The 26,300-nt window shown below is 72.1% G+C and carries 25 protein-coding genes, 1 tRNA gene and 1 pseudogene; 10 read left to right on the forward strand and 17 right to left on the reverse strand.

The genetic code is table 11. From position 1 onward, the window contains the following. The first annotated feature begins 214 nt into the window (after window positions 1-214). Window positions 215-874 (forward strand): DedA family protein, encoded by a 660-nt coding sequence (locus tag ACN6LM_RS07675; RefSeq protein WP_026171563.1) that lies wholly within the window; start codon window positions 215-217, stop codon window positions 872-874. On the opposite strand, the gene ACN6LM_RS07680 is transcribed toward ACN6LM_RS07675, so the two are convergent. Genes ACN6LM_RS07680 through ACN6LM_RS07690 form a run of 3 tightly spaced genes read right to left on the reverse strand, consistent with a single transcriptional unit; the run spans window position 861 to window position 3,119 of the window. Next, window positions 861-1,085, reverse strand: coding sequence for a DUF2277 domain-containing protein (locus tag ACN6LM_RS07680; RefSeq protein ID WP_445064511.1), 225 nt, complete (start codon window positions 1,083-1,085; stop codon window positions 861-863). The two genes, ACN6LM_RS07675 and ACN6LM_RS07680, sit on opposite strands and share 14 nt — an antisense overlap. A 57-nt stretch (window positions 1,086-1,142) precedes the next feature. Beyond that, window positions 1,143-1,583 (reverse strand): DUF7144 family membrane protein, encoded by a 441-nt coding sequence (locus ACN6LM_RS07685; RefSeq protein ID WP_445064512.1) that lies wholly within the window; start codon window positions 1,581-1,583, stop codon window positions 1,143-1,145. Window positions 1,584-1,643: 60 nt separating this feature from the next. After that, complete coding sequence (locus ACN6LM_RS07690) at window positions 1,644-3,119, reverse strand: MFS transporter (RefSeq protein WP_445064513.1); 1,476 nt, start codon at window positions 3,117-3,119, stop codon at window positions 1,644-1,646. Between the two features lie 90 nt (window positions 3,120-3,209). Between ACN6LM_RS07690 and ACN6LM_RS07695 the strand changes: the two genes are divergently transcribed. From ACN6LM_RS07695 to ACN6LM_RS07710, 4 genes are all read left to right on the forward strand, one after another. Continuing rightward, complete coding sequence (locus tag ACN6LM_RS07695; RefSeq protein WP_445064514.1) at window positions 3,210-4,166, forward strand: LysR family transcriptional regulator; 957 nt, start codon at window positions 3,210-3,212, stop codon at window positions 4,164-4,166. Window positions 4,167-4,359: 193 nt separating this feature from the next. Continuing rightward, window positions 4,360-5,649 carry an MFS transporter gene (locus ACN6LM_RS07700; protein WP_445064515.1) on the forward strand — a complete coding sequence of 430 codons (1,290 nt, stop codon included), beginning with the start codon at window positions 4,360-4,362 and terminating at the stop codon, window positions 5,647-5,649. 25 nt (window positions 5,650-5,674) lie between these two features. Continuing rightward, a complete protein-coding gene (locus ACN6LM_RS07705; protein ID WP_445064516.1) occupies window positions 5,675-6,013 on the forward strand; it encodes a PadR family transcriptional regulator in 339 nt (112 codons plus the stop codon). Further along, window positions 6,010-6,897, forward strand: coding sequence for a hypothetical protein (locus tag ACN6LM_RS07710; protein WP_445064517.1), 888 nt, complete (start codon window positions 6,010-6,012; stop codon window positions 6,895-6,897). Before ACN6LM_RS07705 ends, ACN6LM_RS07710 begins: the two co-directional genes overlap by 4 nt. Before the next feature lie 37 nt (window positions 6,898-6,934). Here ACN6LM_RS07710 and ACN6LM_RS07715 read toward each other — a convergent pair whose 3' ends face one another. The 6 genes from ACN6LM_RS07715 to ACN6LM_RS07740 form a co-directional block, all read right to left on the reverse strand. After that, window positions 6,935-7,708 (reverse strand): class I SAM-dependent methyltransferase, encoded by a 774-nt coding sequence (locus ACN6LM_RS07715; RefSeq protein WP_445064518.1) that lies wholly within the window; start codon window positions 7,706-7,708, stop codon window positions 6,935-6,937. Window positions 7,709-7,789: 81 nt separating this feature from the next. Next, on the reverse strand, window positions 7,790-9,019 hold the full coding sequence (locus tag ACN6LM_RS07720; protein WP_445064535.1) for an MFS transporter: 1,230 nt from the start codon (window positions 9,017-9,019) through the stop codon (window positions 7,790-7,792). A 566-nt stretch (window positions 9,020-9,585) separates the two neighbouring features. Then, entirely contained in the window at window positions 9,586-9,774 is a 189-nt protein-coding gene (locus ACN6LM_RS07725) for a hypothetical protein (RefSeq protein ID WP_445064519.1), read from the reverse strand. Window positions 9,775-9,959: 185 nt separating this feature from the next. Next, on the reverse strand, window positions 9,960-10,472 hold the full coding sequence (locus ACN6LM_RS07730) for a GNAT family N-acetyltransferase (RefSeq protein ID WP_445064520.1): 513 nt from the start codon (window positions 10,470-10,472) through the stop codon (window positions 9,960-9,962). Window positions 10,473-10,702: 230 nt separating this feature from the next. Further along, window positions 10,703-11,677, reverse strand: coding sequence for a threonine/serine dehydratase (locus ACN6LM_RS07735; RefSeq protein ID WP_445064536.1), 975 nt, complete (start codon window positions 11,675-11,677; stop codon window positions 10,703-10,705). Between the two features lie 416 nt (window positions 11,678-12,093). After that, window positions 12,094-13,152 (reverse strand): HNH endonuclease, encoded by a 1,059-nt coding sequence (locus ACN6LM_RS07740; RefSeq protein ID WP_445064521.1) that lies wholly within the window; start codon window positions 13,150-13,152, stop codon window positions 12,094-12,096. Window positions 13,153-13,705: 553 nt separating this feature from the next. Between ACN6LM_RS07740 and ACN6LM_RS07745 the strand changes: the two are divergent. Beyond that, window positions 13,706-13,834, forward strand: a pseudogene (locus ACN6LM_RS07745) (tyrosine-type recombinase/integrase); the annotation flags it as partial. A 68-nt stretch (window positions 13,835-13,902) separates the two neighbouring features. On the opposite strand, the gene ACN6LM_RS07750 reads toward ACN6LM_RS07745, so the two are convergent. Beyond that, window positions 13,903-13,977 (reverse strand) — tRNA-Val (locus tag ACN6LM_RS07750). A 174-nt stretch (window positions 13,978-14,151) separates the two neighbouring features. Here ACN6LM_RS07750 and ACN6LM_RS07755 point away from each other — a divergent pair. The 3 genes from ACN6LM_RS07755 (at window position 14,152) to ACN6LM_RS07765 (ending at window position 17,191) form a co-directional block, all read left to right on the forward strand. Then, window positions 14,152-14,919: a DUF4097 family beta strand repeat-containing protein gene (locus tag ACN6LM_RS07755; RefSeq protein ID WP_445064522.1), complete on the forward strand. Its 768-nt coding sequence runs from the start codon at window positions 14,152-14,154 to the stop codon at window positions 14,917-14,919. 106 nt (window positions 14,920-15,025) lie between these two features. Then, window positions 15,026-16,486, forward strand: a complete 1,461-nt coding sequence (locus tag ACN6LM_RS07760) for a hypothetical protein (protein WP_445064523.1) — start codon at window positions 15,026-15,028, stop codon at window positions 16,484-16,486. A gap of 483 nt (window positions 16,487-16,969) precedes the next feature. After that, a complete protein-coding gene (locus ACN6LM_RS07765) occupies window positions 16,970-17,191 on the forward strand; it encodes an FmdB family zinc ribbon protein (protein ID WP_445064524.1) in 222 nt (73 codons plus the stop codon). A gap of 51 nt (window positions 17,192-17,242) precedes the next feature. On the opposite strand, the gene ACN6LM_RS07770 is transcribed toward ACN6LM_RS07765, so the two are convergent. The 4 genes from ACN6LM_RS07770 to ACN6LM_RS07785 all read right to left on the reverse strand — a co-directional run bounded on the left by ACN6LM_RS07770 (window position 17,243) and on the right by ACN6LM_RS07785 (window position 22,486). Continuing rightward, on the reverse strand, window positions 17,243-17,902 hold the full coding sequence (locus ACN6LM_RS07770) for an O-methyltransferase (RefSeq protein WP_445064525.1): 660 nt from the start codon (window positions 17,900-17,902) through the stop codon (window positions 17,243-17,245). A 56-nt stretch (window positions 17,903-17,958) separates the two neighbouring features. Further along, a complete protein-coding gene (locus tag ACN6LM_RS07775; RefSeq protein WP_445064526.1) occupies window positions 17,959-18,783 on the reverse strand; it encodes an HAD family hydrolase in 825 nt (274 codons plus the stop codon). Next, the gene (locus ACN6LM_RS07780) at window positions 18,780-21,215 is read right to left on the reverse strand and encodes a phosphoribosyltransferase (RefSeq protein ID WP_445064527.1); all 2,436 of its coding nucleotides are present in this window, start codon (window positions 21,213-21,215) and stop codon (window positions 18,780-18,782) included. Before ACN6LM_RS07780 ends, ACN6LM_RS07775 begins: the two co-directional genes overlap by 4 nt. A gap of 107 nt (window positions 21,216-21,322) precedes the next feature. After that, on the reverse strand, window positions 21,323-22,486 hold the full coding sequence (locus tag ACN6LM_RS07785) for an HpcH/HpaI aldolase/citrate lyase family protein (RefSeq protein WP_445064528.1): 1,164 nt from the start codon (window positions 22,484-22,486) through the stop codon (window positions 21,323-21,325). 220 nt (window positions 22,487-22,706) lie between these two features. Here ACN6LM_RS07785 and ACN6LM_RS07790 point away from each other — a divergent pair, with 220 nt between their 5' ends. Beyond that, window positions 22,707-23,525 (forward strand): TerD family protein, encoded by an 819-nt coding sequence (locus ACN6LM_RS07790; RefSeq protein ID WP_445064529.1) that lies wholly within the window; start codon window positions 22,707-22,709, stop codon window positions 23,523-23,525. On the opposite strand, the gene ACN6LM_RS07795 is transcribed toward ACN6LM_RS07790, so the two are convergent. The 3 genes from ACN6LM_RS07795 to ACN6LM_RS07805 form a co-directional block, all read right to left on the reverse strand. Next, on the reverse strand, window positions 23,522-24,256 hold the full coding sequence (locus ACN6LM_RS07795; protein ID WP_328900031.1) for a TerD family protein: 735 nt from the start codon (window positions 24,254-24,256) through the stop codon (window positions 23,522-23,524). The two genes, ACN6LM_RS07790 and ACN6LM_RS07795, sit on opposite strands and share 4 nt — an antisense overlap. A 154-nt stretch (window positions 24,257-24,410) precedes the next feature. Then, window positions 24,411-25,538: a DUF475 domain-containing protein gene (locus tag ACN6LM_RS07800; protein WP_445064530.1), complete on the reverse strand. Its 1,128-nt coding sequence runs from the start codon at window positions 25,536-25,538 to the stop codon at window positions 24,411-24,413. A gap of 70 nt (window positions 25,539-25,608) precedes the next feature. Further along, window positions 25,609-26,184 (reverse strand): TerD family protein, encoded by a 576-nt coding sequence (locus ACN6LM_RS07805; protein ID WP_018103347.1) that lies wholly within the window; start codon window positions 26,182-26,184, stop codon window positions 25,609-25,611. Window positions 26,185-26,300: the final 116 nt, after the last annotated feature.

The following is a 26,300-nucleotide window of genomic DNA, read 5'->3' on the forward strand; positions in this document are numbered from 1 at the left end:
CGCCGACCGACCGGGCCCCGCACGTCCCTCGCGCACCGCCGGGAAAACCGCTCCCCGGCGGTGCGCGCTCAAGGCACCCTCGACCGGGGTGCCCAACATCACGCATATATCTGGATCACCGGGTGAACGGCAGGCGTACGCTGTACAGCTGACCCTGCCGCTCCTGCCGCTCCCCTGCGACGTCGCGGCGTTGTTACCGATCGGGGAGTAGAAGGTGCTCGAGAGTGTGGGTGCGCTGACCGGCAGCCCATGGATCTATGTCGCGGTCGCCCTCTCCGTGCTGCTGGACGTCTTCCTCCCCGTACTGCCCAGCGGCGTGCTGGTGATCACCGCCGCCACGGCCGCCGCGGCCGGGACCACCGGTGTCGCCGCCGACGCGGCGGGCGCCGCCCGCCAGGTGACCGAGGTCCCCTCCCTGCTGGCCCTCGTCCTGTGCGCCGCCACCGCCTCGGTGCTCGGCGACTTCGCCGCGTACCGGCTGGCCCGGCACGGCGGCGAGCGGCTGGACCGGGCCATCGCCCGCTCCCGCCGCCTGACCTCCGCGCAGGAACGCCTCGGCGCCGCCCTGAGCCGGGGCGGCGGCATCCTCGTCGTCATCGCGCGCTTCGCCCCTGCCGGGCGCTCGGTCGTCTCGCTGGGCGCGGGGGCCTCGCACCGCAAGGTGAAGGAATTCCTGCCCTGGTCGGCCGTCGCGGGCGTGGCCTGGGCCGGTTACAGCGTGGGCCTGGGCTACTTCGGCGCGCAGTGGCTGGGCGCGAGCTGGCTGGGGACCGCCGTGTCGGTCCTCGCCCTGTTCCTCGCGGGTTCCTTCGCCGCGCTGCTCATGCGGCGTCCGGCCGCCGCCGCGGCCGCCGCGCCCCCTATGGCGTCCTGACACCACCCCGTACCTCCAGGCCGTCGAGCAGCCGGGCGGTCGCCTCGGCGATCTCGTCCACGGCGCGGTCGAAGACTTCCCTGTTGTGCGCGGCCGGGGCGCGGAAGCCCGACACCTTGCGGACGTACTGCAGGGCGGCGGCGCGGATGTCGTCCTCGGTGGCCTCTTCGGGCAGAGCGGGCGGGCGGAGCGTCTTGATACTGCGGCACATGTATCCAGTGTGACTCCGGCCACTGACAACGGCACGGAGTCGGCCGCGAGCGGCCGGTCAGATGACCGGCTTCCGTGCCGTGCACAGGGCCCAGATCACGAAGGTGTCGATGGCCAGGGAGACCACGGCCCAGACCGGCTGGTAGGGCAGCCACATGAAGTTGGCGATCATGTTGAGCGCCGCGAGCCCCACACCGACGCCGCGGGCCCAGGCGGCGCCCCTGAGGATGCCCCAGCCGACGATGGCGATGAGGATGCCCAGGACGAGGTGGATCCAGCCCCAGGCCGTCACGTTGAACTTGAAGACGTAGTCGTTGATCCGTGCGTAGACGTCGTCCGACGCGATACCGGCGATGCCCTTGATCGCGTCGAGCACCCCGTCCACCATCAGCAGCACACCGGCGAACATGACGCCGCCGGACGCCCAGGGGTTCTCGTCCCCCGGGCGCGGGGCAGTGGGCGAGGAGGGGGTGCCCGGCGGGGGCGCGGTCTGTGCCATGAGGACTCCAGGGCCGGTGGAACGTACAGGACCGACCCTGCGCCGCCCTTCCCGGCGCGGCTACACGGAAACACCCGTACGGGTGACGCTCCCGGCCTCCGCCCCGGCCACGCTCCCCGCCCCGTCCGCCGCACCGCGCGGCCGCCCCGACGTGCCCAGGACCACGAACACCGTGGCGACGAGGAGCACCACCGCCACCACCCTCAGCCCGTCGGACATCGCCGGGGCGAAGGCGGCTGCGTGGGCGGCCCCGGTGTGCCCCGCGCCGGTCCCGGAGGCCAGCACGGTGCCGACGACGGCGACGCCGAGCGCGGCCCCGATCTCGCGCGCCGCCGTGTTGAGCCCGGAGCCGAGCCCGCTGCGGTGCGCGGGCAGCCCGACGACCACGGCCGAGGTCAGCGCGGGCGCGCAGAGCCCCGTACCGGCGGAGATGACGAGCAGGTACACCGCGTACAGGACGTACGGGGTGCCGCCGTCGGCGGTCGAGACCAGGAGCAGGCCCAGGCCGATGACCGCGAGCCCCCCGCCCGCCACCGGCCGGATGCCGTACCGGTCCTGCCAGCGCGCCCCGAACTTCGGCATGACGGCCATTCCGACGGTCAGCGGCACGATCGCCACCCCGGCGAGGCCGACCGGGAAGCCCTTCACGTACTGGAGGTACTGGGAGTTGACGTAGAACAGCGCGAACAGCCCGAAGAAGGCCGTGGCGATCCCCAGTGTCCCGGCGCGCACCACCGGCGAGGCGAAGATCCTGGGGTCGAGCAGCGGCCGTGCGGCGCGCAGCCCGTGGACGGTGAATCCGGTGAGCAGTACGGCTCCGAGCCCGAAGGCGGTCAGCACCCGCGCCGACCCCCAGCCCTGCGGAGGGCCCTCGATGATCCCGTACACCAGGGCGGTGAGGGCGGCCACGAGCAGCAGCGAGCCGAGCGGGGCGGGCGCGGCGTCCGTCCTCTCGGGGCTGCGGGGTGTGAGGCGGGCGACGGCGAGGGCGAGCAGCGCGGCCAGCGGCACCATGGCCCAGAAGAGGGCGCGCCAGGTGGAGAACTGGCCGGCGAGGCCGCCGCCGACGTTGCCCGCGAGGCCGCCGAGGCCGGCGGCGAGCGTCCAGGCCGCCAGCGCCTGGGACCTGCGGGCGGGCGGGGCGAGGGTCATCAGGAGGGACATGGTCGCGGGCATGATGAGCGCGGCCCCCGCCCCGCACACCCCGCGCCCGGCGATGAGTACGGCGGGGACGGTGGCCGGCGCGCTGACGGCGGCGCCCGCCGCGAAGAGGCCGAGTCCGGTGAGGAGGGCGCCCTTGCGTCCGAAGCGGTCGCCGAGCGCACCCGCCGGGATCAGCAGGCCGGCGAAGACGATGACGTACGCGTCGACCGACCACAGCAGTTCGCCGGCGGACGGATGCAGGGTGGAGGCGGCGAGCTGGGGGATGAGCAGGTTGACGGCGGCGACCATGCCCTGCGCGACGAGCACACAGGCGCAGAGCACGTACTGCGCGGCCGGGGTAAGGGACGGGGGCTTCTGGGCATACGGGGACAACGCTCCTCCTGGGAGCCGTGGCGGGTGGGATGTGCTTCCACCGTAGAGTTGGCGCGACTTGCTTTCCAATGCATCTTGGACAAGGGACGTATGCGTGTGACGCAATCCAGCCTTGACCTCAATCTTCTGGTCGCCCTGGACGTTCTCCTCGACGAGTGCAGCGTCTCCGGGGCCGCCGCCCGGCTGCATCTGTCCGAGCCCGCGATGAGCCGCACCCTCGGCCGCATCCGCAAGGCGCTCGGCGATCCGGTGCTGGTGCGCGCCGGGCGCGCGATGGTGCCCACGCCGCACGCCCTGGCCATCCACGGCGAAGTGCGCGCGGTCGTGGAGCGGGCGCGCGGGGTGTTCCTGTCGGGCGGCAAGGTCGATCTGCGCGCCCTGTCGCGGACGTTCACCGTGCTGGCCCAGGACACCCTGGCGGCGGTCTCCGGCCCGGCGCTGTTCGCCCGGATCGCCCGGGAGGCACCGGGCGTGCGGCTCCGCTTCCTGATGGAGAGCCATGTGGACGGGCCGTTCCTGCGCGAGGGCGCCGCCGATCTGGAGGTGGGGGTGATCGACACGCGGTCCCCGGAGGTCCGCCGCGAACACCTCTACGACGACCGGATGATCGGCGTCGTGCGGCCCGGCCATCCGCTCCTGGACGGGGAGATCACCCCGGCCCGGTTCGCCGCCTACGACCATGTGACGGTGTCCCGGCGCGGCCGGACGCAGGGCCCGGTGGACACCGGGCTCGCCGAACTGGGGCTGCACAGGCGGGTCGTGGTCAGTGTGGGCACCCTGCCGTCGTCCCTGTTCATCCTGCTCGGCAGCGACCTGGTCGGCCTGACGTCCCTGCGGGCGCGCCCGCTGACGGAACCCCTGGGGCTGCGGACGTTCGAGATCCCCCTCCCGCTGCCGCCGCTCGCCTTCGGCATGGCCTGGCACCCGCGCCACGACGCGGATCCGGCGCACGCCTGGCTGCGGCAGTGCTTCCGGGAGCTGGCTCGCGAGGAGTCGCCGGACGGCGGCGACGGAAACTCGCTGTTCCCCGTCCCGCCGGGCGGCTAACCTCCCCCTCACCCGACGACTGGAGGAGGGAGAGTTGCCCGGTAGCCCGCGCACGCGCTGACGTCGTGGACCGACCCGTCATCGCGTGCTGCCTCCGAGCGCGGCACAGCGAGCCTTTCCCGCCGGACCGCCTGCGCACACCTCTGTGCGCGGTGGCGGCGGAGCCTTGCCGTCCGCTGTTCAAGGGGCCCCCGTGCATCCCGTTTCCCGTACCCCCTCCCCCGCGCTCCGGCGGGATTCCGGTTTCCTGCGCCTGTGGGCCGGGCAGACCGCGTCCCAGTTCGGCGAACAGGCACTCCTGGTCGTCCTGCCGCTGGTCGCCGTCGTCTCGCTGCACGCCGACGCGGGCGCGCTCGGCCTGCTGCGCGCGGTGGAGCAGGCGCCGATCCTGCTGCTGTCACTGTTCGCGGGCGCGTGGGCGGACCGCCGCCGCACCCGGACGGTGATGGTGGCGGCGGATCTCGGCCGGGCGCTGGCCTTGGCCGCGGTGCCGTCGGCGTATCTCCTCGGCGTGCTCGGACTGCCGGTCCTGCTCGTGGTGGCCGCCCTGCTCGGGGTGGGCAGCGTGTTCTTCGACGTGGCGTACCAGGCGTCGCTGGTGCGGCTGGTGGACCGCGAGTTGCTGATGCGGGGAAACAGCGCGCTGGAGGGCAGCAGGTCGGCGGCGCGGATCGGCGGCCCGGCGCTCGGTGGGGCGCTGATGTCGGTGTTCTCGCCGCTGCTCGCGGTCGTCACCGGCGCGTGCTTCTTCGTGCTGTCGGCCGTGTCGATCGGCCGCATCCGCCGCCCGGAACGCGTGCCCGCGCCCGCCGGGGCCCCCGCGCCGGTCCTGCGGCGGATCCACGAAGGGCTCCGGTTCGTGGCCCGGCACCCGGCGCTGCGCGCGGTGGGGCTGGCGTCGGCCCTGTTCCAGTTCTCGCTCGCCGCGCTGATGACGGTCTATCTGCTGTTCCTGCCGCGCGAACTGGGCCTGTCCGGCGCCGAGGTGGGGCTGGCGCTCGCGGCGACGGGTCCGGGGGCGGTGCTCGGGTCGCTCCTCGCGGCGAAGCTGCCGGAACGGCTGGGGTACGGCGTGGTGCTGGTGGGCTCGGCGGTCCTGGCGGACGGCGTGATGCTCGGCGTACCCGCGCTGCACGGTTCCGGGCCCCTGGTCCTGCCCGCGCTGATGGCCGTCAACCTCGTCTTCGGTACGTTCGGCCAGCTGGTCAACGTCACGGTGATGTCCGTACGGCAGGCGGTCACGCCGGTCCGCATCCAGGCGCGGGTGGTGGCGACGATCAACTTCGCCGGGATGGGTCTCACCCCCTTCGGCTCCCTGCTCGGCGGGTTCCTCGCGGGTACGTGGGGGCTGCGCCCGAGTCTCCTCGTCACGGCGGTCGCGCTCGCCCTCTCCCCGCTGTTCATGGCGCTCTCCCCCTTGGCCCGTCTGGGGAAGGTCCTTCCCGTCGCAGCTCAGGGCGGCCCGTCATATGCCGGTGAGTGACCCATGCCAGGCGTACGATGGGAGCATGAGCGAACGCGCGATGCAGGAACCGACCCTTCTCCTCCTGACCGCCCTGGCGGACGAGCCCCGGCACGGTTACGCCATCGCGCGCGAGGTCGAGACGATCTCTTCCGGGCGGGTCAAGATGCGCACCGGCACGCTCTACGGGGCACTGGAGCGCCTGCTGAACGAGGGTCTGATCGAGGTGCACGCGGAGGAGGTCGTGGACAGCCGGCTCCGCCGCACCTACACGCTCACCGCCATCGGCCGGGAGACCCTGGCCGCCGAGGCGCGGCGGATCGCGGCCACCGCGCGCGAGGCCACCCGGCGCCTGGGTGCCGCCGGGAAGCCGGCCACCGCATGAGCACTCCGCTGCTGCGGCTCTACCCGGCCGGTTACCGCCGCGCCTTCGGGGAGGAGATCGCCGAGGCGTACCGCGAGGCGACCGAGGGCGCGGGCCGGGCCGCCCGGTTCCGGGAGGCGGGCGACATCGTGGGGCACGCGCTGCGGATGCGGATGCGCCTCGGTTCCGCGCAGCGCGCCGGCCGCCTGTTCGCCGCTGCCGCGCCCTTCGCGCTGGCCGCGACGGCCGCGTACGCCGCCTTCGGTCTCGTCTCGATGCTCGGCGACTGGCGGCTGAGCGGGAACGCGGACTTCCTGGCTCCGCTCAGCTACCTCATGACCGGCTGCGACCTGGTGACGCTGGCGGGGGCGGTCCTGGCGCTGGGCGGGCGTTTCGCGGCGGGGGCGCGGTGTGCGTTCGCGGGCACGCTGGCCCAGGAGCTCGCGCTCCTCGTGGTCCCCCTGACGGCCGGGGTGCTGCCCCCGTCCGCGGCCGCCCCGTATCTCCTGGCCCCGGTCGCGGTGGCCGCGCTGCCGCTGGCCTGCCCGCCGGACCTGCGGCCGCCCGGCCGCACCCTGGGCACGGCGGCCCGCGTCGCGCTGCTGCTGTGGACCGGGCTCACCGTGGCCGCGCTGGCTCTGACGGACGCCGGCAGCCATCTCACGGTGCTGTTCTGGCGGTTGGGCGTCCCGGTGGCCGCCGCCCTGCTCCTCGCGGGCCGCCCCGCGCTGTCCCGGCTGCGCACGCCGGGCCGGTTCGCTCTGGCCGGGGCGCCGTTCGTCGCGATGGGGTACTGCGCCGGGGTGGTGGACCGGGACACCGCGCTCCCGGCCCTGGCCGTCGTCGCGGCGGCGGGGGCGGCGCTGCGCCTGTGGCGGCTGCGGGACGGGGCGAGCACCGGCTGAGTGCACGAGCGGGTCACGCGGTCACGCGGTCACGCGGTCACGCGGTCACGCGGATCTTCGACTGCCCGTGCCCCAGCTTCTCCCAGTCCTCCATGAACCGCGCCCGCAGCCCGTGCTCGGCGGCGAGGGCGGTCAGTGTCTCGGTCCGGTAGTAGAAGTCCTCGCGCAGCACCTGGTGTTCGGCACCGGTGGTGCGGTCGAAGGTGAAGTCGAAGTGCCCGCCGGGCGCCAGGACACGCCCCACATGGGCCAGGCACTCCTCGATGATCCCGATCGGCGAGTGCGAGAAGACGCTGTGGGCGTGGACGACATCGAAGTACGCGTCCGGCAGGAAGTCCAGCGTCAGGTCCTTGGTGAGGGTCAGATGCGGCACCTTGGCCTGGAGCCCCTGCGCGGTCAGGGTCCGCTTGGCGGCGATCAGGATGTCGGGCGAGATGTCGATGCCGTAGTAGTGCCCGGCCTCCAGATGGTCGATGAACCGCCAGCCGGCCCGGAGGTTCCCGCACCCGATGTCGAGCATCCGGGCGCCGGGGGCGAGCCCGTGCTCCACGAGGTAGTCGAACTGCATCTGCCCCAGGGCCAGCCACCGTTCGTGCGTCTGGCTGCCGACGGCGGCCTCCGGGTTGCGCCGGGTGTCCGAGGCCATCACGGCCCGGTAGTAGTTCACGTGGTCCGGGTGCTTGAACGCCAGCCAACGGTCGCGGGCCGCCCGCTTCAGGTACGGCGCGATGCGGTCCGGCCGGCTCGCGGCGTAACGGACCTTGTGGGCGAGGGACTCACGGTTGGCGACGAGGTTCTTCTTGGATGCCATGACGCCACTATAGGTCGGTGAACGACATATATAAACCACCGGAGCTTCGGCCCTGCCCTCGACGCGCCGGGCACGGCACGCTCACCTCCGCCTGATCCGGCGCACATCGCGCACGCAGGCGTTGGCCGCCCCGGCGGCGAGGATGACGGCCGAGCACACCAGGAGGATGCTGCCGCTGGACCAGTACGCGGACGCGGTCGCGACGACGAGGTAGCCGAGCGGGATGGCGATCTGCTCCCCCAGCGAGTTGAAGGCGTTGAGGCGCCCCAACTCCTCGTCGGGAACCTGCTGTTGCATAGCGGTGGACCAGGCCACGACGGCCACGTCCACCCCCGCGCCGGCGACGACGGCCGCCCCCAGCACCCAGAGCAGCGGCAGCCCGAGCCCCATCGCGGCCAAGGGCAGGAAGAGCGTGGAGCTCGTCACCACACAGACGAGCACGAGCCGTTGCGGCTTCCACAGCAGACAGACGAGCGTCCCCGCCAGCAACCCGGCCGCGAACGCCCCCTGCACCAGCCCCCAGGAGCCGGCGCCCGAGTAGCTGCGGTCCGCCACGAGGGGCCCCAGCAGCTGGTACCCGGCCAGCCAGGCGGCCACGACGGCCGTACCGGAGAGGGTGTAGCTCCACAGCCAGACGCGGGACCTGAACCCGGCCCACCCGACGCGCAGATCGGCCGCCAGCCCCCCGCCCGGGCCCCCGGCGGGGACGGTCCCCGCGAGCCGCAGCCCCGCCAGCAGGAGCGCGGCCAGGACGAAGGTCACGGCATCCCACCCGAGCGCCCAGGCCGGCCCGGTCAGGGTGACGACGAACCCGCCGATGACGGGGCCGACGACCCTGACCGCGTTCCTCGGCACCCGGACCAGCGCGTTGGCCTCCTGGAGCCGCTCCGGATCCACGAGCCGGGGCACCACCCCCTGGGCCGCCGGCACGGTGAACGCGGCCGCCGCCCCCGAGGCGCACGCACACAGGCTCATCGCGGCGGTGGTCGCCGTACCGGTCGCCACGAGGACGGCCACGACCGCCTGCGCGGCGCCCGCGCCGAGGTTGCCGAGGAAGAGGATCCGGCTGCGCGAGACCCGGTCCGCCAGCACCCCGCCGACGAGCAGGAAAACCAGGGCCGGCACGGTGTTGGCGGTCAGCACGATCCCGAGCGACCGCGCTCCCCCGCCCTGCTCGATCACGGCGAACGCCAGCGCCACCGGGGCCATCGCGGACCCGGTCGCGGAGACCAGCTGGGCGAGCAGGAACCTCCGGAAGGCGGGCGACCGCAGCGGAGGAGGCGATTCCCTCTCCTGGTCACCGACAGCCATCAGCCCTTCGCGCCCGTCACCCATGGCGGCAGGGTAGGGGTCGGCACGGCCCCTACGGCACCCGGGTCACGGGGGCGCCCGACGCACGCCCCGCCCCGCACGCACTCCGGTCAGGCCACCCCGAACCACGCCTCGGCGAGCGCGGGAAGCGTCTCCCCGGCGGGCGCGGGCACCTCCCGGAAGTACCACGGGAGATCGCTGTACACGTGCAGCAAGGTGTACGCCAGCAGCACGGACGGGTGACGATCCGTTCCCGGTGCCGGCCCGGCACCCGTCCCCAGGCGGGCGCCAGGTCCTCGCCGTGCAGCCTGGACATCAGCACGTACCGCCACCCGTCGCCGCCCGGGCCGGCCCCGTGCAGGGTCGGTTGCCCGTGCCGACCCCCCGGCGTCACCGACCGCGTAGACGGGCGCAGACCCCTCGGAGAACCGGACGACCGGCACGCCGCCGACGCCGATGCGCCGGCACAACTCCTCGACGGCGACGCGGGACACGGTCCGGCCGGTTTTCCTGGTCAGGCGACATGACCGGGACGCCAGGGGACGGCACGGGCCCGGGGCAACGCGTTACCGACCGCGGCCATGGTCGGGGTCCGCGTCCAGGCCGGGCAGCTCCTCGTGCCCCTCCGAGTAGTGGTTGACCCACCCGCAGAGCGCACAGGCGTACCGCCCGGCCAGACCGTGCACCTCGGTGCCGCACCGCGCGCAGTCGGTGCGGGTGATCTCGGGAATCGCCGGTTCGGGCTCACTGGTCACACGGGGACTGTACCGAGTGGAGCGCTCTCCGCGGAGCCCGCGTACGGGCTGATCATGGTGTCGGCGTACACCTCGGGCGGGGCCTCCGGAGAGGCCGGAAGGTTGTCGGGGAAGGCGCCCCGCGCGGGCGGGGTCTCGTGCCGGTCCAGGTTTTCCCGCCGGCGCCGGACCGGCCGGACCTTACCTCACTCGCCCGGCGCCACGAAGCACAGGGCGTCGAAGTGCCGGCCGGCGAAGAAGTGCCGGACCTCACCGATCCGCTGCCAACCGAGCCGCTCGTAGAGACGGATGGCGGCGGCGTCCTTGGTCAGAACCTCGAGCACCAACGGCAGCCCCTGCGCCCGGGCGTACCCCTCCGCCGCACCCATGAGCCGCCCCCCGGCCGAAGCACCCCGCGCGTCCCGCCCCACGAAGAACCGGGCCAGCACCGCGACCTCCGCATCCCCGGCACCGGCCCTCTCCCGCCAGAGCCGCGCCACGTCCTCACCGCGCTGGGCCCGGTTGACGGCGACATGCCCCACGACCCGCCCGTCGAGCTCGGCGACCCATGCCGCGATCAAGCCCTCCGGGGACAACCACGCCTCGGGGTCCGCCACCCCTTCGACGGGATACCCGTCGGACTCATGGACACCGACGAGCACGGCAGCCGCCTCGCCCAGATCGGCGTCCTCGCGCAGACGAACCAGGACTTCGGACACGGGACATCCTCCACGGATGCGGACCACGGCTTTCGGACCACCCTGCCATCCTGCCCCGTGACCATGGCATGGGCCGCCTTCCGGACGCGGGCGGCCGCCCTGACCGGCGAAGCCACCGAAGCCGGCTGCCACCTCCTCGCGAAGCGGCTGAGCCGCCACCGCGGAACGTTCGACCGCGCAATCGCGGCGGGCCGAGCCGTCCGGGCCCACCGTGCGACGTACGGCCCGTCTCAGCGCAGCCGGAACTGTTCGGCCCAGGCGGTCACGTCGGCCGTGGTCGCGTTGCCGCCGCAGACGACCAGGCCGAGCCTGGCGCTCTCACCGACGCGCTCCATCACCTGGCGTGCCGCGGGCAGCAGGCATCCAGCGGCGGGCTCGGCCCAGACCTTCGCGTGGTCGGCCAGGTCGAGGGTCCCCTGAACGGCCTCGGCATCGGTCACGGTGAGGACACCGGTGACCAGGGCCGAGACGTGTTCGTACGTGAGCGGTGAGGCGCTCGGGGCACTCAACGTGGAGACGACCGAGGACAGTTCGACCGGCACCGGCCCGCCGGCGGCCAGGGCTTCCGACATGGCCCGCGCACCTTCGGTCTCCACGCCCCAGACCCTTACCCCGGGACGGCGCGCGTGCAGCGCGGCCGCGACACCGGCGATCAGCCCCCCGCCACCGATGCTGACGAGTACGTCGGTGAGTTCCCCGGCGTCCTCCGCGAGTTCCAGGCCAACGGTGCCCTGCCCGGCGATGACGATCGGGTCGTCGAAGGGATGGACCAACGTGAGCCCCGAATCCCGGAGTTCGCCCACGAGAGCGAAGGCGCCGTCCATGGTGTCGGCCAGCTGGACGTTCGCTCCGGACGCCTCGGCGATCTCCACGGCGCGGCCGGGGGCGGACCGCGGCATGACGACGGTCGCCTTGATGTCCAGCGCCCCCGCCATGACCGCGACCGCGATGCCGTGGTTGCCACCGCTCACCGCGACGACCCCCGCGGCGCGTTCGGCCTCGGTGAGCGCGAGCAGCTTGGCCGTCGCGCCACGGGCCTTGAAGGAACCGGTGCGCTGCAACAGTTCCAGCTTCGCGGTGACCGGCGCCCCCAGGAACGCGGAGAGCCCGGGGCTCGGCACCGTCGGGGTCCGCACGACGTGCGCGGCAATCCGCTCGGCTTCGGCTTCCACGTCCGCAACGGTGATCAGCACGTTCCCCTCCAGTGTCGCCTGAACTGCGGCGACCGATCAGTAGGTCGATAGGAGCAACCTACCGACAGGCACCTCGTCCCTCACCGCATGGGTCCACCGGGTGAGCTGTCGTCCGGGGCAGCCGGAACATCGCCGGGAGGCAGCCGAACAGAACCTCCGGGGCACGGGGTCCTCGACGCACAGCGCCGACTCGGCTGCGCGAGCAATCGGCAGGCGTGTACGCGACGAGCACGGGTGGCCCCCAGGCGGGCACTGAGTACGTGCTGCGGCCTCGGGGGCCTCCCGAGTGAAGGCCCCCTCCCGAACGGTCTATGACCTGCGGTGGGCACGGGCGGCTGCGACCCGCCGACAACGGCTTTGAGGGGTCGGCCCGAGGCGCCCATGCAAAGTGATACGCCGGGCCACGACCGCCAGGGGTGGATGTCAGTTCACGGTTTCGGCATCTGCTCATCGGGGGCCCTGCGCGGTCGCGACACAGCCACCGCGGCGCGCCTGTCGTTCGCATGCTTCTGCTCGATCGAGGCCCGCAGCTCCTCCGGGGTCGGCCATGGTGCGCGCCGATGGATCATGCGGTGACAGTTGGCGCAGATGAGGGCGAGGTCGCTGAGCTTGGTGCGGCCTTCGCCGGCCTCATGCAGGGGAACAACGTGGTGGCACTCGATGTATCCGCTCCCACGGTCGCCGTAGACCTGCTCGAAATCGAAGCCGCACGCCTCACAAGCGAGCTGGCGTCCCTGACGCAAGGCCGCGTCGATCTTCTTCTTACGCAAAGCCTTGTTCCGCTCGCGGCTCCGGTGGCGCCGCAGCAGCAGCCTGCCCTCGGGTGCGCTGTAGTCGTCTTCCTCCTCGACCTCGGGTGATAGCTCCTGGAACTCTCCTGCGACCAGTCCTTGCCGGATGCGCCGGGCTACCTTCGCCATCTCAGCAGGCCGGGCGAGGAAGTCGTTCATGACTTCGACATCCAGGACGTTCCCGTTTGTGGGCTTGCCTGCGTAGTCGGGGTGCCGGCATGTGATGTCAACCGTCTTACGCGCCACGCCGTTGGGGTTCCGGAACAACTCGTTACGCAGCTCCTCAGGATGGATCGGCATGGTCTGGAGTAGGGCTGACAGCTCGATCACACGCGGGTCGTCGAATTCCAGTCGCTTCCAGCCGTTGGCCATGGCCAGGTCGCAAGCAAGGATGATCTCGTCACGAGTCCAGTCAGGACTCCGGGACGAACGGATCGTGAAGCCGAGTCGGGCCAGCCACCTGGCGGCGTGCGACCTTCCGCCGATCAACTCATCAGGCTTCAGCGCTCGACCTTGGTCGAACTTGTGCGCCACACCAGCGATGGCCTTGGAGTCGTAGGTTCGTTCCTCGTGCAGGAGGAGATACCCGGTTGCCGGCTTGTACCCGTACTTGGACAGAAACTCGTCCTGCCCCAGGTCGTCATACTCCGCCAGAGCCCTGAGGACAGCGTCTCGACTGATCGCACCTTTGCGCATGGCGGAAGCGTAAGGGCCACCACTGACAAGCAGTCAGGCACCCACAACCGTCCGCCCACCACTCATCTCAGCTCCCATCCCGTCCGCCTGCGACCCACACTCCGTGGAGCGGGCGTGGCTCAGGGCGTCAAGGTGGAGCGCGCCACTGTACGAAGGACCTTGACGCCCTGCGCCGCGGCTGCTCGGCTCTGCCTGGGTCGAAGGTGGTCGGGGTGGGAGCCCCCCACGACGCTCACCACGATTCCGCCGACATCCGCGAACGGCGCCCCTCCCATCCGGAGTCTGAGCGCCCCGCCGCAGGCATCGTCTTGAGGCCGCGGGTCTGATTCTCGTCTCATGCCCTACGGGCCTACCAACACGTGGGCGCGCGTCGGCGGCGGCAGCGCCGAGCGGACCGAGGCAGGAGCGCAGGCCCAACCAAAGCAGGGAAGCGCGCCCGGCGGAGCGGGGCGCAGCCGGGTGCCTTGACAGGCGGGAGATCCGGGTCCGCACTCAGCGGCAGCGTGTCCGCGGTGAGGCGTACGAGGACGATCCCAAGGGGCGCCGCAGGAGACAGACGCTTCCCCACAGTCAGATCGCGGTCACGATGAACATCTACGCAGACGTCGTCCAGGACACGCAGCGCGAGGCCGTGAGTCACCTCGACCGGATGCTGAAGCGGCAGCGTCCCCACCGTGGGTGACCGCGCCCGTTGATGTCGGACGTGGATGTCAAAGACCCCCAGCCATGATCGGCTGGGGGTCTTTGCACTGGTGGGCGCGGACGGTTTCGAACCGCCGACATCTGCTTTGTAAGAGCAGCGCTCTACCCCTGAGCTACGCACCCGCGGATGAAGGAACAGGTTACATGGCTCGCGGGGCATGCCGACAATCGGTTCGGGGCGGGGTTACGGGGGATAGCCCCACCCCGGAGACGGTAGCCGTCCGGATCGTCCGGGGTGGGCGGCGCTGCCTACCGTAGGAACACATCGCAGCGTCGGCCCAGGGGGACCTGATCACCATGACCATCCGTAATCGCAGCGCGCTCGTGGCCGTCGGCGGTACCGTTCTGCTCGTCGCGGCGCTCACCGGGTGCGGGAGCGCGGACGTGGACGACGCGCCCGCCGAGCACAAGTCGTTCGCGTTCAAGGGGGAGGCTCTCACCATCGACGCGGACGACTCCGTGGTGGAGGTCGTTCCGGCCGACGTGGACGAGATCCAGGTGACGCGGAGGGTCGACGGGTGGGTCCTCCTCGGGAGCGGGCCGGACCCCGTGTGGAAGCTGGAGGGGGACACGCTCACCCTCCACGTGAAGTGCAAGGCCCTCATCAGCAACTGCGGCGCGCGCCACGAGGTGAAGGTGCCCCGGGGGATCGCGCTGACCGTGGACGCGGACAACGGGAAGGTCACCGCGTCGAAGTTCACCACGCCGCTCAAACTCCACTCCGACAACGGCGCCGTCGTCGTCCGGGACGTCAGCGGGCCCCTGGAGCTGAAGAGCGACAACGGGTCCGTACGGGGCGAGCGGATCTCCGCACGATCCGTGGTGGCGCGGGCGGACAACGGGTCGGTGAACCTCGATCTCAACCGCGTCCCGGATCTCGTGGACGCCGACAGCGCCAACGGGCGCATCGCCATCGACCTGCCCGCCGGCGCCACCTCGTACGCCGTCTCCGCGTCGGCAGACAACGGGCACGTCGACGTGAAGGTGCCCCGCAGTGACAGCAGCCGGCACGTCGTGAAGGCCCACAGCGACAACGGCGGGGTCGCCGTGCGGCACGCGAGCTGAGAAAGGAGCACGGTCACCGGCCCCGGTGTGAACTAACCGGCACGTGTGTTCGTCCTTACTGGTGGGAGAATGTATCCGTCAGGGCGAAGAGGCACGGGAGAGGCATGTGACGGCGACAGACGCGCAGCCGCAGGCGGGAGTCGCCGGAGCGGTACGGGAGCGGAGTCGGCGTCGTGCGGTCGGGGCGGGTCCGCGTGGCCGGTACGTTCGCGGCCCGCGTGACCGGTGCGCCCGGCGCGCTTCGGGCCTGCGTGACCTGTGCGTTCTCGTTCTCGCGCCCCTCCCTCTCCTCGCCGTCGCGCTTCCCCTCGCCGTCACCGGCGGCGGTACGCGGCGGTGGTTCGGGGGACGCGGCGAGGGGCAGCGGGCCGAGGCGCAGGCGGCGAAGGACGCGGCCGCCGAGGCGTTCTACGAGCTGGACACCGCGCAGCGCGACCTCAAGATCTCCATCGAGACCATCACCGCGGTCGACAGCTCGCCGGCCGCCCGCAAGGCCGTGGACGACTTCGCCGCTCTCGGCCGGCGCATCGACGAGGCGAGTCACGCGTACATCACCGCCGTCGACGCCCATGACCTCGACCGCGACGACCTCGAGCCGTCGGTGGCGTCCCGGGCCCGGTCCGAGCTGGCCTCCGCCAAGGAGCAGCTGACGCGGGTCAAGGGGGAGCTCGACCGGTTCGGCGCCGGGCTCGGTCCGCTCCTCGGGAGCGCCGAGACGCAGCTCGCCCGGCTCGCCCCCGCCGTCGAGCGCGCGCGACAGGCGCTCCTCGGCGCGAGCAATGCTCTCGATTCGGTGCGGGCGTCCGGGCTGCGGGCGGATGATCTCGCCGCCCGGCTCGCCGCTCTCGCCCCCGAGCTGACCAAGCTCAATCAGGGGGCCGGGCGCCACGGCGTGCCCGAGACCCTGCAACGCGCCGACCGCGTGCTGCGCGACGCCGAAGCCGTACGGGCCGAGGCCGAGAAGCTGCCCGAGCGCGCCGCCGAGATCGATCGCCGGCTGGTGACCCTGCGCACCCGCGCCCAGGCGCTGACCACCCGGTCCGCCTCCGTCGAGCCCGTGCTCAGCGAGCTGCGGCGCCGGTTCTCCGCCGCCTGCTGGCAGGACCTCCAGCCGGTCCCGGAGCAGGCCGCGGTCAATGTGAGCCGGGCCGAGGAGAAGCTGAAGGAGGCGGCCCAGGCCCGCGACGAGCAGCGCTGGGCCGACGCCACGTACCGGCTGAGCACCGTGCGGGCCCTGCTCAACGCCACCGACGAGGCGGTGTCCGCCGCCGGTGACCGCCTGCGCCGGCTCGATGACGTCGCCAAGGACCCGCAGCAGGAGATCCAGCGCACCCGGTTCGCCATCCGCGACGCCCAGCGTCTCGCCATGGCCGGGCGCCACACCCCCGAGCCGCGGCACGCCCGGCCGCTGGACGACGCGGTGGCCCGCCTGGACCAGGCGATCACGGCCCTGGAGAACCGCCACCCCGACTACTGGCACTTCCTCACCGTGACGGAGGGCCTGCGCCGGACCGCGGCGGACGTCGTCGCCGACATCCGCGAGGAACGCGGCGCGGGCAGCCACTGACGCCGTGCGGCGTCGGGGTGAAGTGATTCCGCGCGTCGGGGCGAAGTGATTCCGCGCGCGTCGGGGGTGTGCTTCCGGCACGCGTAGGGGGCGTGCGTCGGGCGCGATTCCCGCGTGTGTCGGGACGCTTGATTCCGCGCGCATCGGGGCGTGGTTCCGGCGAGCGTCAGGGCGTGCGTCGGGCGTGACTCCGGCGAGCATCGGCGCGTGCGTCGGGCGGGACGCCGGCGAGCGTCAGGGCGTGCGTCGGGCGTGGTTCCGGCGAGCGTCAGCGCGTGCGTCGGGCGGGACGCCGGCGAGCGTCAGGGCGTGCGTCGAGCGTGACTCCGGCGAGCGTCAGGGCGAGCGACAGACGTGGCTCCGGGGAGCGTCGGAGCTAGCGACAGACGTTGCTCCGAGGAGCGTCGGCGCGGGTGCGGTGCCCCCTCGCCCGGCTCGCCTCGTCCTGGACAGCCAGGGCCCGGTCGCGGATAACCTGGCGTCATGCCTCGTTACGAATACCGCTGCCGCTCCTGCGGAGACACCTTCGAGCTCAGCCGTCCCATGGCCGAGTCCTCCGCTCCCGCCTCCTGCCCCGCCGGGCACGAGGACACCGTGAAGCTGCTCTCCACCGTCGCCGTCGGCGGTACGGCGGGCGGCGGCTCCCGGCCCGCGCCCTCCGGCGGTGGTGGGGGCGGCTGCTGCGGCGGAGGCTGCTGCGGCTGACCCGGCGCCCCGGACGCGCCGAAGCCCGGAAGCCCCGCCGCCCCCGGGCGGCTACCGCTTGCGCGACAGCGTCAGCCCGTCCGACACCGTCAGCAGCACGCTGTCCATCCGCGCGTCCGCCGACACATGGTCGTTGAACTCCTGGATGGCCTTAGCCGCGCCCGTCGCGTCCGGATCCGTCACGCGGCCGTGGAACAGCACGTTGTCCGTGGTGATGACCCCGCCCGGGCGCAGCCGCGGCACCAGTTCCTCCCAGTACGCGATGTAGTTGCCCTTGTCCGCGTCCAGGTAGGCGAAGTCGATGTGGGGTTCCTCCGGCATCGCGCGCAGGGTGTCCAGGGCGGGGGCGATACGCAGGTCGATGCGGTCGGCGACGCCCGCCTTCTCCCACGCCTCGCGGCCGTACGCCGTCCACTCCTCCGAGACGTCGCAGGCGATCAGCCGCCCGTCCGCCGGGAGGGCCTGGGCCATCGCCAGGGCGGAGAAGCCGGTGAACGTGCCGACCTCCACGATGTGCCGGGCGCCGGTCAGGCGGACGAGGAAGGCGAGCAGCGGGCCCTGTTCCTCGGCCGACTGCATGCCCGCGTGCTCGGGCAGCCGCGCGTAGGTCGTCTCGACAAGCTCGCGCTGCACGGCGTCCAGCGGCGGGTTGTGCGCCAGCATGTACGCGTACAGCTCATCGGTGATCTTGGTGGAGTTTCCCTTGGTCATCGCACAACTCTACGGTCGCCCGCATGAATGACCCGTGAGGCGTGAACGGCACCCCCTCAGGCCCCCGAGGCCCGCAGGAAGCGGCGCAGGATCTCCTCGCCCGCCGCCACGCCCCGTTCGGCGGTAGCCTCGATGTGCGCGGCGTTCCAGCCCGCGTCGGCGAGTTCGCCGTGGCCGGGGCGCCAGCCCTGGTCGGCGGCGAGCAGGAGGTCCGCGTCCAGGAGGGAGTCGCCGGCGGCGAGGGTGTGCGTGGCGCCGGTGCGGCGGGCGACCTCGCGCATGGCGGCGCTCTTCGTGAGCGGGCGCGGTACGGCGTAGATCTTCCGGCCCTGGAGCGATACGGTCCAGCCGCGCGGCTCCGCCCAGGCGGCGAGCTCCTTCGTCCACTCCGGGGGCAGTTCGGCGCGGTCCACGACGAGGTAGGCGAACAGGTCCTCGGCCACACGCTCCTTCAGCAGCCACGCGGGGTCGGCGGTGGCGACGAGGTGGGCACGGACCTCGGCGAGGGGGGCGCACTCGTCGGACAGGCGGCGAGCCACGGTCCGCTGCCAGTCCGGGTCGGACTCGCCCTTCACCAGGATGTGGCCGCCGTTGGCACAGATCGCGAACTCGGCCGGGGCGCCCGGGAGCCGGATGCGGTGGTACTGCTCGCGGGTGCGGGTGGTCGTCGGGACGAACACCGTGGAGGCGGCAGAGGTCAGTTCGGTGAGCAGCCCGGCGGCGGTCTCGGTGACGTACGAGAGGGGCTTGTGGTTGTAGACCTCGACGCACAGCAGCCGGGGCGCCCGTTCGTCCGCCATGGTGAGCTGGAGCGCGGCCGAGGAATAGATGAGGGTGCGGTCGAGGTCGCTGGCGACGAGGGTGACCGGGGAGGCCGTCACGCGGACTCCACCGCCTTGCCGTCGGCGCCGGTGGCCCCGCGTGTGTACTTGGGGTGGATGAGCCCCACGCAGGTGTACGGGAGGGAGTCGACCTCCTCGACGGGTACGCCGCGCTGCTCGGCCAGGAGCCTGATGTGGTCCAGGTCCGGGCCGGCACCGCGCCGGGCGAGGATCTTCCAGGGGACGCGGCGCAGCAGGACCCGGGTGGTCTCGCCGACCCCGGGCTTCACGAGGTTGACGTCGTGGATGCCGTATTCCTCGCTGATGCGCTCCACGGCCGCCCAGCCCTCCCAGGTCGGGGCCCGGTCCGCGGCGAGCAGTTCCTTCACCTCCGCGTCCACGGCGTCCGCGACCTCGTCGAAGCGTGCGGCGACCGTGTCGAGGAAGAGGCCGGAGACGTCGGCGCCGGCGAGCTCGCGGTAGAACTTCGCGCCGTGGAAGTCGTCGGGGCCGACCAGGTCGGCGCGCAGGACCGTACGGGAGATGAGGCCGGACACCGTGGAGTTGAGGCAGGCGGACGGGATCAGGAAGTCCTCGCGGGTGCCGTACGTCCGCACGCAGCCGCCCGGGTCCGCGAGCACCGCGATCTCCGGGTCGAAGCCCGCCACTCCCCCGGCCTTCTCGAACTCCGCGATGGCGGCGGCCAGTTCGCGGGTGATCGCGCCCTTGCCGGTCCAGCCGTCCACGAACACGACGTCGGCCGGGTCGTGGTGCTCCGCCAGCCAGCGCAGCGCGTTGGCGTCGATGCCGCGTCCGCGCACGATGGAGACGGCGTAGTGCGGCAGGTCGACGGAGCGCCGCGCCCGGGCCCAGCGGCGCATCAGCACGCCGACCGGCGTACCGGCCCGTGCGAGCGAGACGAGGACCGGGTGCGGGCCGCGCTCGGCGAGGACGGTCTCGGTGACCGTGCCCACGGCGCGGGCGATCCGGGCGGCCGACAGTGTGAGGGCGCTCTTGAACAGTTCCTGGTACTCGGCGGACGGCTGGTACTCGACGGGGAGCGATTCCGCGTAGTGCGCGCCCCCGCTCTGTATCGCCTCCTCGCGCTCCTCCGTGGGCGCTTCGAGGCGGGTGTCCGAGAGGTCCTGGAGCAGCCAGCCGACCTCGTCCGGCGCGTACGAGGAGAACGCGGGGCCGCGGAGGGGCTCGGGCAGCTGCATGGGGGCTTCTTCCTGGCGTTCGGAGGCGTTCGCCCCCGGTACGTACGAGGGGATCACCGCGAGCAGGACCTGCGCGGTGTGCGGGGCGAGGCGGTCGAGCAGGCCGCCGGGGGCGTGCAGAGCCGGGGTGTCGGCGGCGGAGTCGACCACGAGGACGACGGCGTCGAAGCCGGCGCCGGCGACGTTGTACGCGTAGCGCTCGCCGGGGCCGTCGGCCGGGTCGTCGTGGGCCGGGAAGACCAGCCGGGTGCGTATCGCGTAGCCGGGGTCGTCCACGGCGAGGACCGGGGAGCGGGTGGTCGTGGAGTAGCGGACCTCGGCGTCGGTGCGCTCCTCCAGGGCGGTGGCCAGGCGCAGCGGCGCGTACATCAGCTCCTCGAAGCCGAGGACGAGGACGCGGCGGGGGCCGTCGCCGAGCGCCCGCGCGACGTGGTCGGCGAGGGCGGGGAGCGCGGGCTCCAGGAGGGCGCGGTGGGCGTCGGTGAATCCGTGCCGGCCGCCGTCGGGGACGCCGGCGGGCCAGGGGAGGTCGAGGCGGGTGTGGGGGCGGGGGTGCGGGGGCCCGTCCTGAGGGGCCTCCTCGTCGGCCTCCCGCTCGGCGACCAGGGCCTGGCCCTTCTCCAGGACGCCGTCCGGGAGGGTGACCGTGCCGGTGTTGCGGGCCACCAGGTCGACGCGGGCGCCGATCTCGGCCGCGAACTCGGTCAGGCGGCCCCGGTCGGCCGGTGAGCGCATGTCGACCAGGGCGACGATCACGTACCGGTCGCGGGGGTAGCGCTCGTGGAGGGCGCGGATGGTGTTCAGGACGGTGTTGCCGGTGGAGAACTCGTCGTCCACCAGGACCAGCGCCGAGCCGGGCCCGGCCGCCGCCAGCAGCGCCGGGTCCTCGGGGAGCAGCAGGTGAGAGGTGGCGTGCGAGTGGGCCTCCTCGAAGCCGCCCGCCCGGGCCACCCCGGGGACGGGCCTGCGGGTCGAGTGGAGGTAGGGCGCGTGGCCGAGGCCGTCGGCGACCGAGTGGCCGAGGCCGGTGGCCGTTTCCGCGTAGCCGAGGACGACCGCCCGCCGGGCGCCGTCCTCGCCGAGGAGCGCCCGGACCCGGCGGCCCAGCTCGACGCCGGCTCCGTACACCACGGAGGGGCGCTGCGGCACGTGCTTGCCGAGCACGTTGGACACGAGCAGGTGTGCCCGCTTGGGGTTGCGCCGCAGGGCGAGGCCCAGCAGCTCGCGCAGCTCCCCGTCGCCCACCAGCCCGACGCCCAGTCGCTCCGCCACCCAGCTACCCGACCACACCACGTCCGTCGTCCCTCTTTCCGCTCGTCTGCCGGATCCGGTGCCGTGCCGGCGCCGGGGTCCCTCTCCGATCGTCCCGCCGATGCCGCTCACTCCGCGAGGCAGGCCGCCAGCAGGTCCACGAAACCGACGTCCTCCCGGGCCACGCCGAAGACCTTGGCGCGCACCAGGGTGCGCTCGGCCCAGGCCCGGTGCGGCTTCACCTCGTTCATCTTGTTGGTGTACGCGGAGCGCAGCACCCCGCCGCCGTCGCGGTCGGGCCGCAGGATGTCCTGGGCGTCACTGAACTCCTCGTGGCTGACCACGGACAGCGCGTGCACGGGTGCGACGTGCGAGGGGTGGATGCAGGTCTTGCCGAGCAGCCCGTTGGCCCGGTCCAGGTCGATCTCGCGCAGCAGTCCGTCCAGGTCGTGCGCGATGAGCGCGGTACGCAGCGCCTCGGCCCGGTTCTCCAGGAAGGGGCTGCTCCGCAGCTGCGGCTTGAACATGCGCTCCTGGCGGGGGAAGTACTCCCAGACGGGGCCGGTGACCGTGAAGCCCGTTCCGTCGGCCCGGCCGAGCACGTTGACGACGTCCGCGATGACGTGGGCGACGATGCCGACGTCGTACGCCGTCATGTCGGGGGAACGCCGCAGTCCGTAGGCGGAGCAGAAGTCGGTGACACCGAGGCGGAGCGCGAGGACCCGGTCACGGTGCGCGGTGACGGTCTCGGCGATGCCCCGGAGGGTTTCACGGCGGGTCTCCAGGTGGAGGAGCTCGGGCGATTCGAGCACCGGCATGGCGAAGAGCCGGCGGCCCGCGGCGGCCTCGGCCTTGATCAGGGCCTCCATGAACGGGACGCCCCGGGCACGCGTGAACTTGGGGAGTACGAAACCGGACAGCAGCCGGACGGAGGCGCCGAGGCGGCGCACCAGGTCGGTGATCTGCTCCGGTTCGCGGACCCGGATGAACAGCAGCGGCACCTCGATGGCGCGCGCGTCGAGGTCGGCGAACTGCCGGACCAGGTTCTCCTCGGCCCCGGAAACCTCGGAGTCGTCGATCGAGTCCTCCAGGCACAGCACCATCGAGACGACTCCGCGCCCGGCCAGCTTGACGATGTCGTCGGCGAGCCGGGGGCGGGTGGCAGGGCTGTAGAGCGTGGCGCCGAGGGCGGCGGAGAGGAGGGGGGCCGGCGAGTCGGCGTCGAACGCACAGGGTTCCTGGAAGAAGAGCCCGTCCTTCGCAGCAGCTGCAATATGCCCGAAATGACGCATGCAATTCCCCCCGTACTCTCTGACCGACCGGACAACGTGTGGCCGGTAATAGTACGTACGAACGGGTGTCGGCAGTTCCCAGTCGGGGTGAATTCCGGGTGTCATGACCGTTTCGCACTAATTTCAAAAGTGGCGGAGCGGGTGAATCCGCCCGGCCCCCGGGACACGGCTCCCGCCCCCGCGTTGTCCGCACGGGCGGCCAGCAGGCAGGATGACCGGCATGACGCACGCGATGGTGAAAGGCTCGAACGTCCCCCTCGACGCCATGGCCGTACGGGCCGTGCTGCGCTGGACGCCGGGTGCCGGGGTGCCCGATGTGGACGCCTCGGCCCTGCTGCTCGGCGCCGGCGGGCGCGTGCGCTCGGACGAGGACTTCGTCTTCTACAACCAGCCGCGCCATCCCTCGGGCCTGGTGCGCAGGCTGCCCAAGCGCAGCCTGCCGGAGGGCCTGACGGACACCATCGAGGCCGACCTGAACGCGCTCGACCCGTCGGTCGACCAGGTGGTCATCGCCGCGTCCTCGGACGGGGCCGCCTTCGGCGCCGTACGGGATCTGCGCATCATGATCCACGACGCGGCGGCGGCCGGCGGCGAACCGATCGCCGTGTTCGACGTGCGCGCGGAGACCGGCGAGGAGACCGCGATCATCTGCGGCGAGCTGTACCGGCGCGGGGACGGCTGGAAGTTCCGGGCGGTCGGCCAGGGGTATCCGACGGGGCTCATCGGCCTCGCGACCGCGTTCGGCATCTCGGTCGACGAGGCGGAGCCCGAACCCCAGCAGGCCGCCCCGGCGCCGCCCTCGGTCCCGCCCGCCGCGGCCCCCGCACCGGACTCGCAGGCGACCGTACTGCACCAGCAGCCCTCCTACGGCTACCCGCAGCCCACCGCCGCCCCGGCGCCGCAGCCCGCGTACGGCTATCCCCAGCCGGCCTCCGCGCAGCCGGCCTACGGCTATCCGCAGCCCGCTCTGGCGGCGGCGCCCGCCCCCGACCCGAATTTCGTGCTGCCTCCGCAGGGTCCGCAGTTCATACGGCCCTAGGCGCGGCTCTTGTAGCCTCGCCCCCACTGCATGCCGAAGCCGTACATCCGGTCCAGCTCGGACTGGAAGCCGTAGACGAACTTCACCTCGCGGCGCACGATCAGCTCGTCCTTGATGTTCTCCACCGTGAACACCGCGCAGGAGCGGGCCTGCGGGGCGCGCTCGTCCAGCTCGATCTCGATGCGCGGCCCGTTGCCCGGATAGAGCGTCACCTTGGCGTGCGTACGGTCGAAGGCTGGCGTCTGGTCGTAGATGTAGACGAAGAACAGCAGCCGCTTGATGTGCTCGCGCTGGTCGAGATTGACGTAGAGCGTCTCGCCGGAGGGGGCGCCGAAGCGGTCGTCGCCGCTGAGCCTGATGTAGGGCGGCCCGTTCAGATCGCCGAGCAGATTGCCCAGGGGCTGCACCACGCCCCGGGTGCCGTCCGCCAGCTCGTACATGCAGCCGAGGTCCAGGTCGACGTTGACCATCCCCTGGGTGTGCGCCTGGACGGCCTCCGGCTGGAAGAGCTTGAAGGGGCGCAGCAGCCGGCCGCTCTGCCGGGAGCGGCCCCCGATGTCCGAGGTACGCATGCGCCAGGAGAGGTTGACGCGGAGGTTGCCGCTCAGCGCGCCCTGCTTGGTCAGCGAGACCGTGGCGTGCCGCCGGGTGAGCACGATGGAGTTGGTGGCCGCGCTGCCCGACTCGAACTGTGATTCCCGCCCCGGCCACAGGCTGTTCCAGAACGCCATCCCCGACCCCGCCCTCTCGGTCCCTCACCCGTCGCACGCGGCGCATCCGACGCTCGCACCACTGCGGGGCGGCTCCGGGCCGCCTCCGGGTGTGCCCCGGAACCGTTGCCGTACGAGCCGCCCCGCAGAGAGCGTTCCCTCAATTCCTACCGGGTCACACCCCGGCGGTCACTTCACTGTTGCCCTCTTCGGCCTCCAGCGCCTTGTTGCGGCGGACGGAGGACCAGAAGGACCAGGCGATCAGGACGACGCCGACGAGACCGGTGATGATCTCGTTGATCTCGTACTGGATGGTGACGAGCAGGATGACGGCCAGCGCGCCGATCGCGTAGTGCGCGCCGTGCTCCAGGTAGACGTAGTCGTCCAGGGTGCCCTGGCGGACCAGGTAGACCGTCAGCGAACGGACGTACATGGCGCCGATGCCGAGGCCGAGCGCCATGAGCACGATCTCGTTGGTGATGGCGAAGGCGCCGATCACGCCGTCGAACGAGAAGGACGCGTCGAGGACTTCCAGGTAGAGGAACATGAAGAAGGCGGCCTTGCCGGAGAGGGCGACCGCGGACATCTTCTTGCCGCTCCGCTTGGCCTCTTCCTCCTGCTCGTGCTCGCGTTCCTCCTCCTCTTCGAGTTTGTCCTCGAAGTAGCCGGAGAGCCCGCCGACGATGAGATACGTGATCAGACCCGCGATACCGGAGAGCAGGACGGTCTCCGCCTTGTCCACATGCCCGCCGCCGTGCTGGTGCGCGTGGGTGGCGACGGTCATCGCGGAGATCAGCAGGACGATGAGCGCGATGCAGACCGACAGCATGTCGACCTTGCCCAGCTTGGCCAGCGGGCGCTCCAGCCAGCGGAGCCACTGGATGTCACGGTCCTCGAAAATGAAGTCGAGGAAGATCATGAGCAGGAACATGCCACCGAAGGCGGCGATCGCCGGGTGGGCGTCCGTGACCAGTTCCTTGTAGCGGTCCGGGTCGTTGAACGAGAGATCGATGGCGTCGATCGGATTCAGGCTCGCCGTGATGGCCACGATCACGACGGGGAAGACCAGCCGCATGCCGAAGACCGCGATCAGCACGCCGACCGTGAGGAAGATCTTCTGCCAGAAGGCGGACATCTTCTTCAGGATTCCGGCGTTGACCACCGCGTTGTCGAACGAGAGCGAGATCTCCAGGACGGAAAGGATCGCCACAACGCCGAACGCCTCCCACCCCCCGTAGAAGAACGCGGCCACCAGGCCGATCACGGTGATCGCGAACGACCACCCGAAGGTTTTCAGAAGCACTGGCTACCCCATCGTGTATGTAACGGGTCTCCCCCGATGTGCACGGGGCTCCCCCGCGCCGTGCGCGGCTTTACGAAACGTTGACCCCGAAGTCTAGAGCGATGCCGCGGAGCCCCGATGCGTACCCCTGGCCAACTGCACGGAACTTCCACTCGCCGTTGTAGCGGTAGAGCTCGCCGAAGATCATCGCGGTCTCCGTGGAAGCGTCCTCGGTGAGGTCGTACCGCGCGAGTTCCTGGCCGTCGGCCTGATTGACGACGCGGATGAAAGCGTTGCTGACCTGGCCGAAAGTCTGACCTCGATTGTCGGCCTCGTGAATGGAGACCGGAAAGACGATCTTGTCGCAATGGGCCGGCACCTGCGTGAGGTTCACGATGATCGACTCGTCGTCGCCCTCGCCCTCACCCGTGAGGTTGTCACCGGTGTGCTCGACGGAGCCGTCGGGGCTCGTGAGGTTGTTGTAGAACACGAACCACTCGTCGCCGAGGACCCGGCCCGACTGGCACAGCAGCGCGCTGGCGTCCAGGTCGAAGTCGGCCCCCGTCGTGGATCGTGCGTCCCAGCCGAGCCCGACCAGCACCTGGGTGAGATTGGGTGCGGCCTTGGAGAGGGAGACATTGCCTCCCTTGGCGAGCGTGACGCCCATGGTGTGTCCTCCCCGAGTCTATGAACCGTCTTTGTACCGGACGGAGCCGCCGGCCGAACCCCGTACGGCCGGAAGAACTGTCCGTCGAGCGCGTCCGGCGCCGCACGTGGTGCGGC

The sequence above is a fragment of the Streptomyces sp. SAS_281 genome, assembly GCF_052542855.1.

Coding starts and splice junctions, on each gene's coding strand:
- ACN6LM_RS07695 (WP_445064514.1), top strand. CDS start 3,210: ATGCGTGTGACGCAATCCAGCCTTGACCTCAATCTTCTGGTCGCCCTG.
- ACN6LM_RS07770 (WP_445064525.1), bottom strand. CDS start 17,902: ATGACCAAGGGAAACTCCACCAAGATCACCGATGAGCTGTACGCGTAC.
- ACN6LM_RS07740 (WP_445064521.1), bottom strand. CDS start 13,152: ATGCGCAAAGGTGCGATCAGTCGAGACGCTGTCCTCAGGGCTCTGGCG.
- ACN6LM_RS07765 (WP_445064524.1), top strand. CDS start 16,970: ATGCCTCGTTACGAATACCGCTGCCGCTCCTGCGGAGACACCTTCGAG.
- ACN6LM_RS07720 (WP_445064535.1), bottom strand. CDS start 9,019: ATGGCTGTCGGTGACCAGGAGAGGGAATCGCCTCCTCCGCTGCGGTCG.
- ACN6LM_RS07755 (WP_445064522.1), top strand. CDS start 14,152: ATGACCATCCGTAATCGCAGCGCGCTCGTGGCCGTCGGCGGTACCGTT.
- ACN6LM_RS07785 (WP_445064528.1), bottom strand. CDS start 22,486: ATGCGTCATTTCGGGCATATTGCAGCTGCTGCGAAGGACGGGCTCTTC.
- ACN6LM_RS07705 (WP_445064516.1), top strand. CDS start 5,675: ATGAGCGAACGCGCGATGCAGGAACCGACCCTTCTCCTCCTGACCGCC.
- ACN6LM_RS07715 (WP_445064518.1), bottom strand. CDS start 7,708: ATGGCATCCAAGAAGAACCTCGTCGCCAACCGTGAGTCCCTCGCCCAC.
- ACN6LM_RS07710 (WP_445064517.1), top strand. CDS start 6,010: ATGAGCACTCCGCTGCTGCGGCTCTACCCGGCCGGTTACCGCCGCGCC.
- ACN6LM_RS07685 (WP_445064512.1), bottom strand. CDS start 1,583: ATGGCACAGACCGCGCCCCCGCCGGGCACCCCCTCCTCGCCCACTGCC.
- ACN6LM_RS07790 (WP_445064529.1), top strand. CDS start 22,707: ATGACGCACGCGATGGTGAAAGGCTCGAACGTCCCCCTCGACGCCATG.
- ACN6LM_RS07795 (WP_328900031.1), bottom strand. CDS start 24,256: ATGGCGTTCTGGAACAGCCTGTGGCCGGGGCGGGAATCACAGTTCGAG.
- ACN6LM_RS07680 (WP_445064511.1), bottom strand. CDS start 1,085: ATGTGCCGCAGTATCAAGACGCTCCGCCCGCCCGCTCTGCCCGAAGAG.
- ACN6LM_RS07805 (WP_018103347.1), bottom strand. CDS start 26,184: ATGGGCGTCACGCTCGCCAAGGGAGGCAATGTCTCCCTCTCCAAGGCC.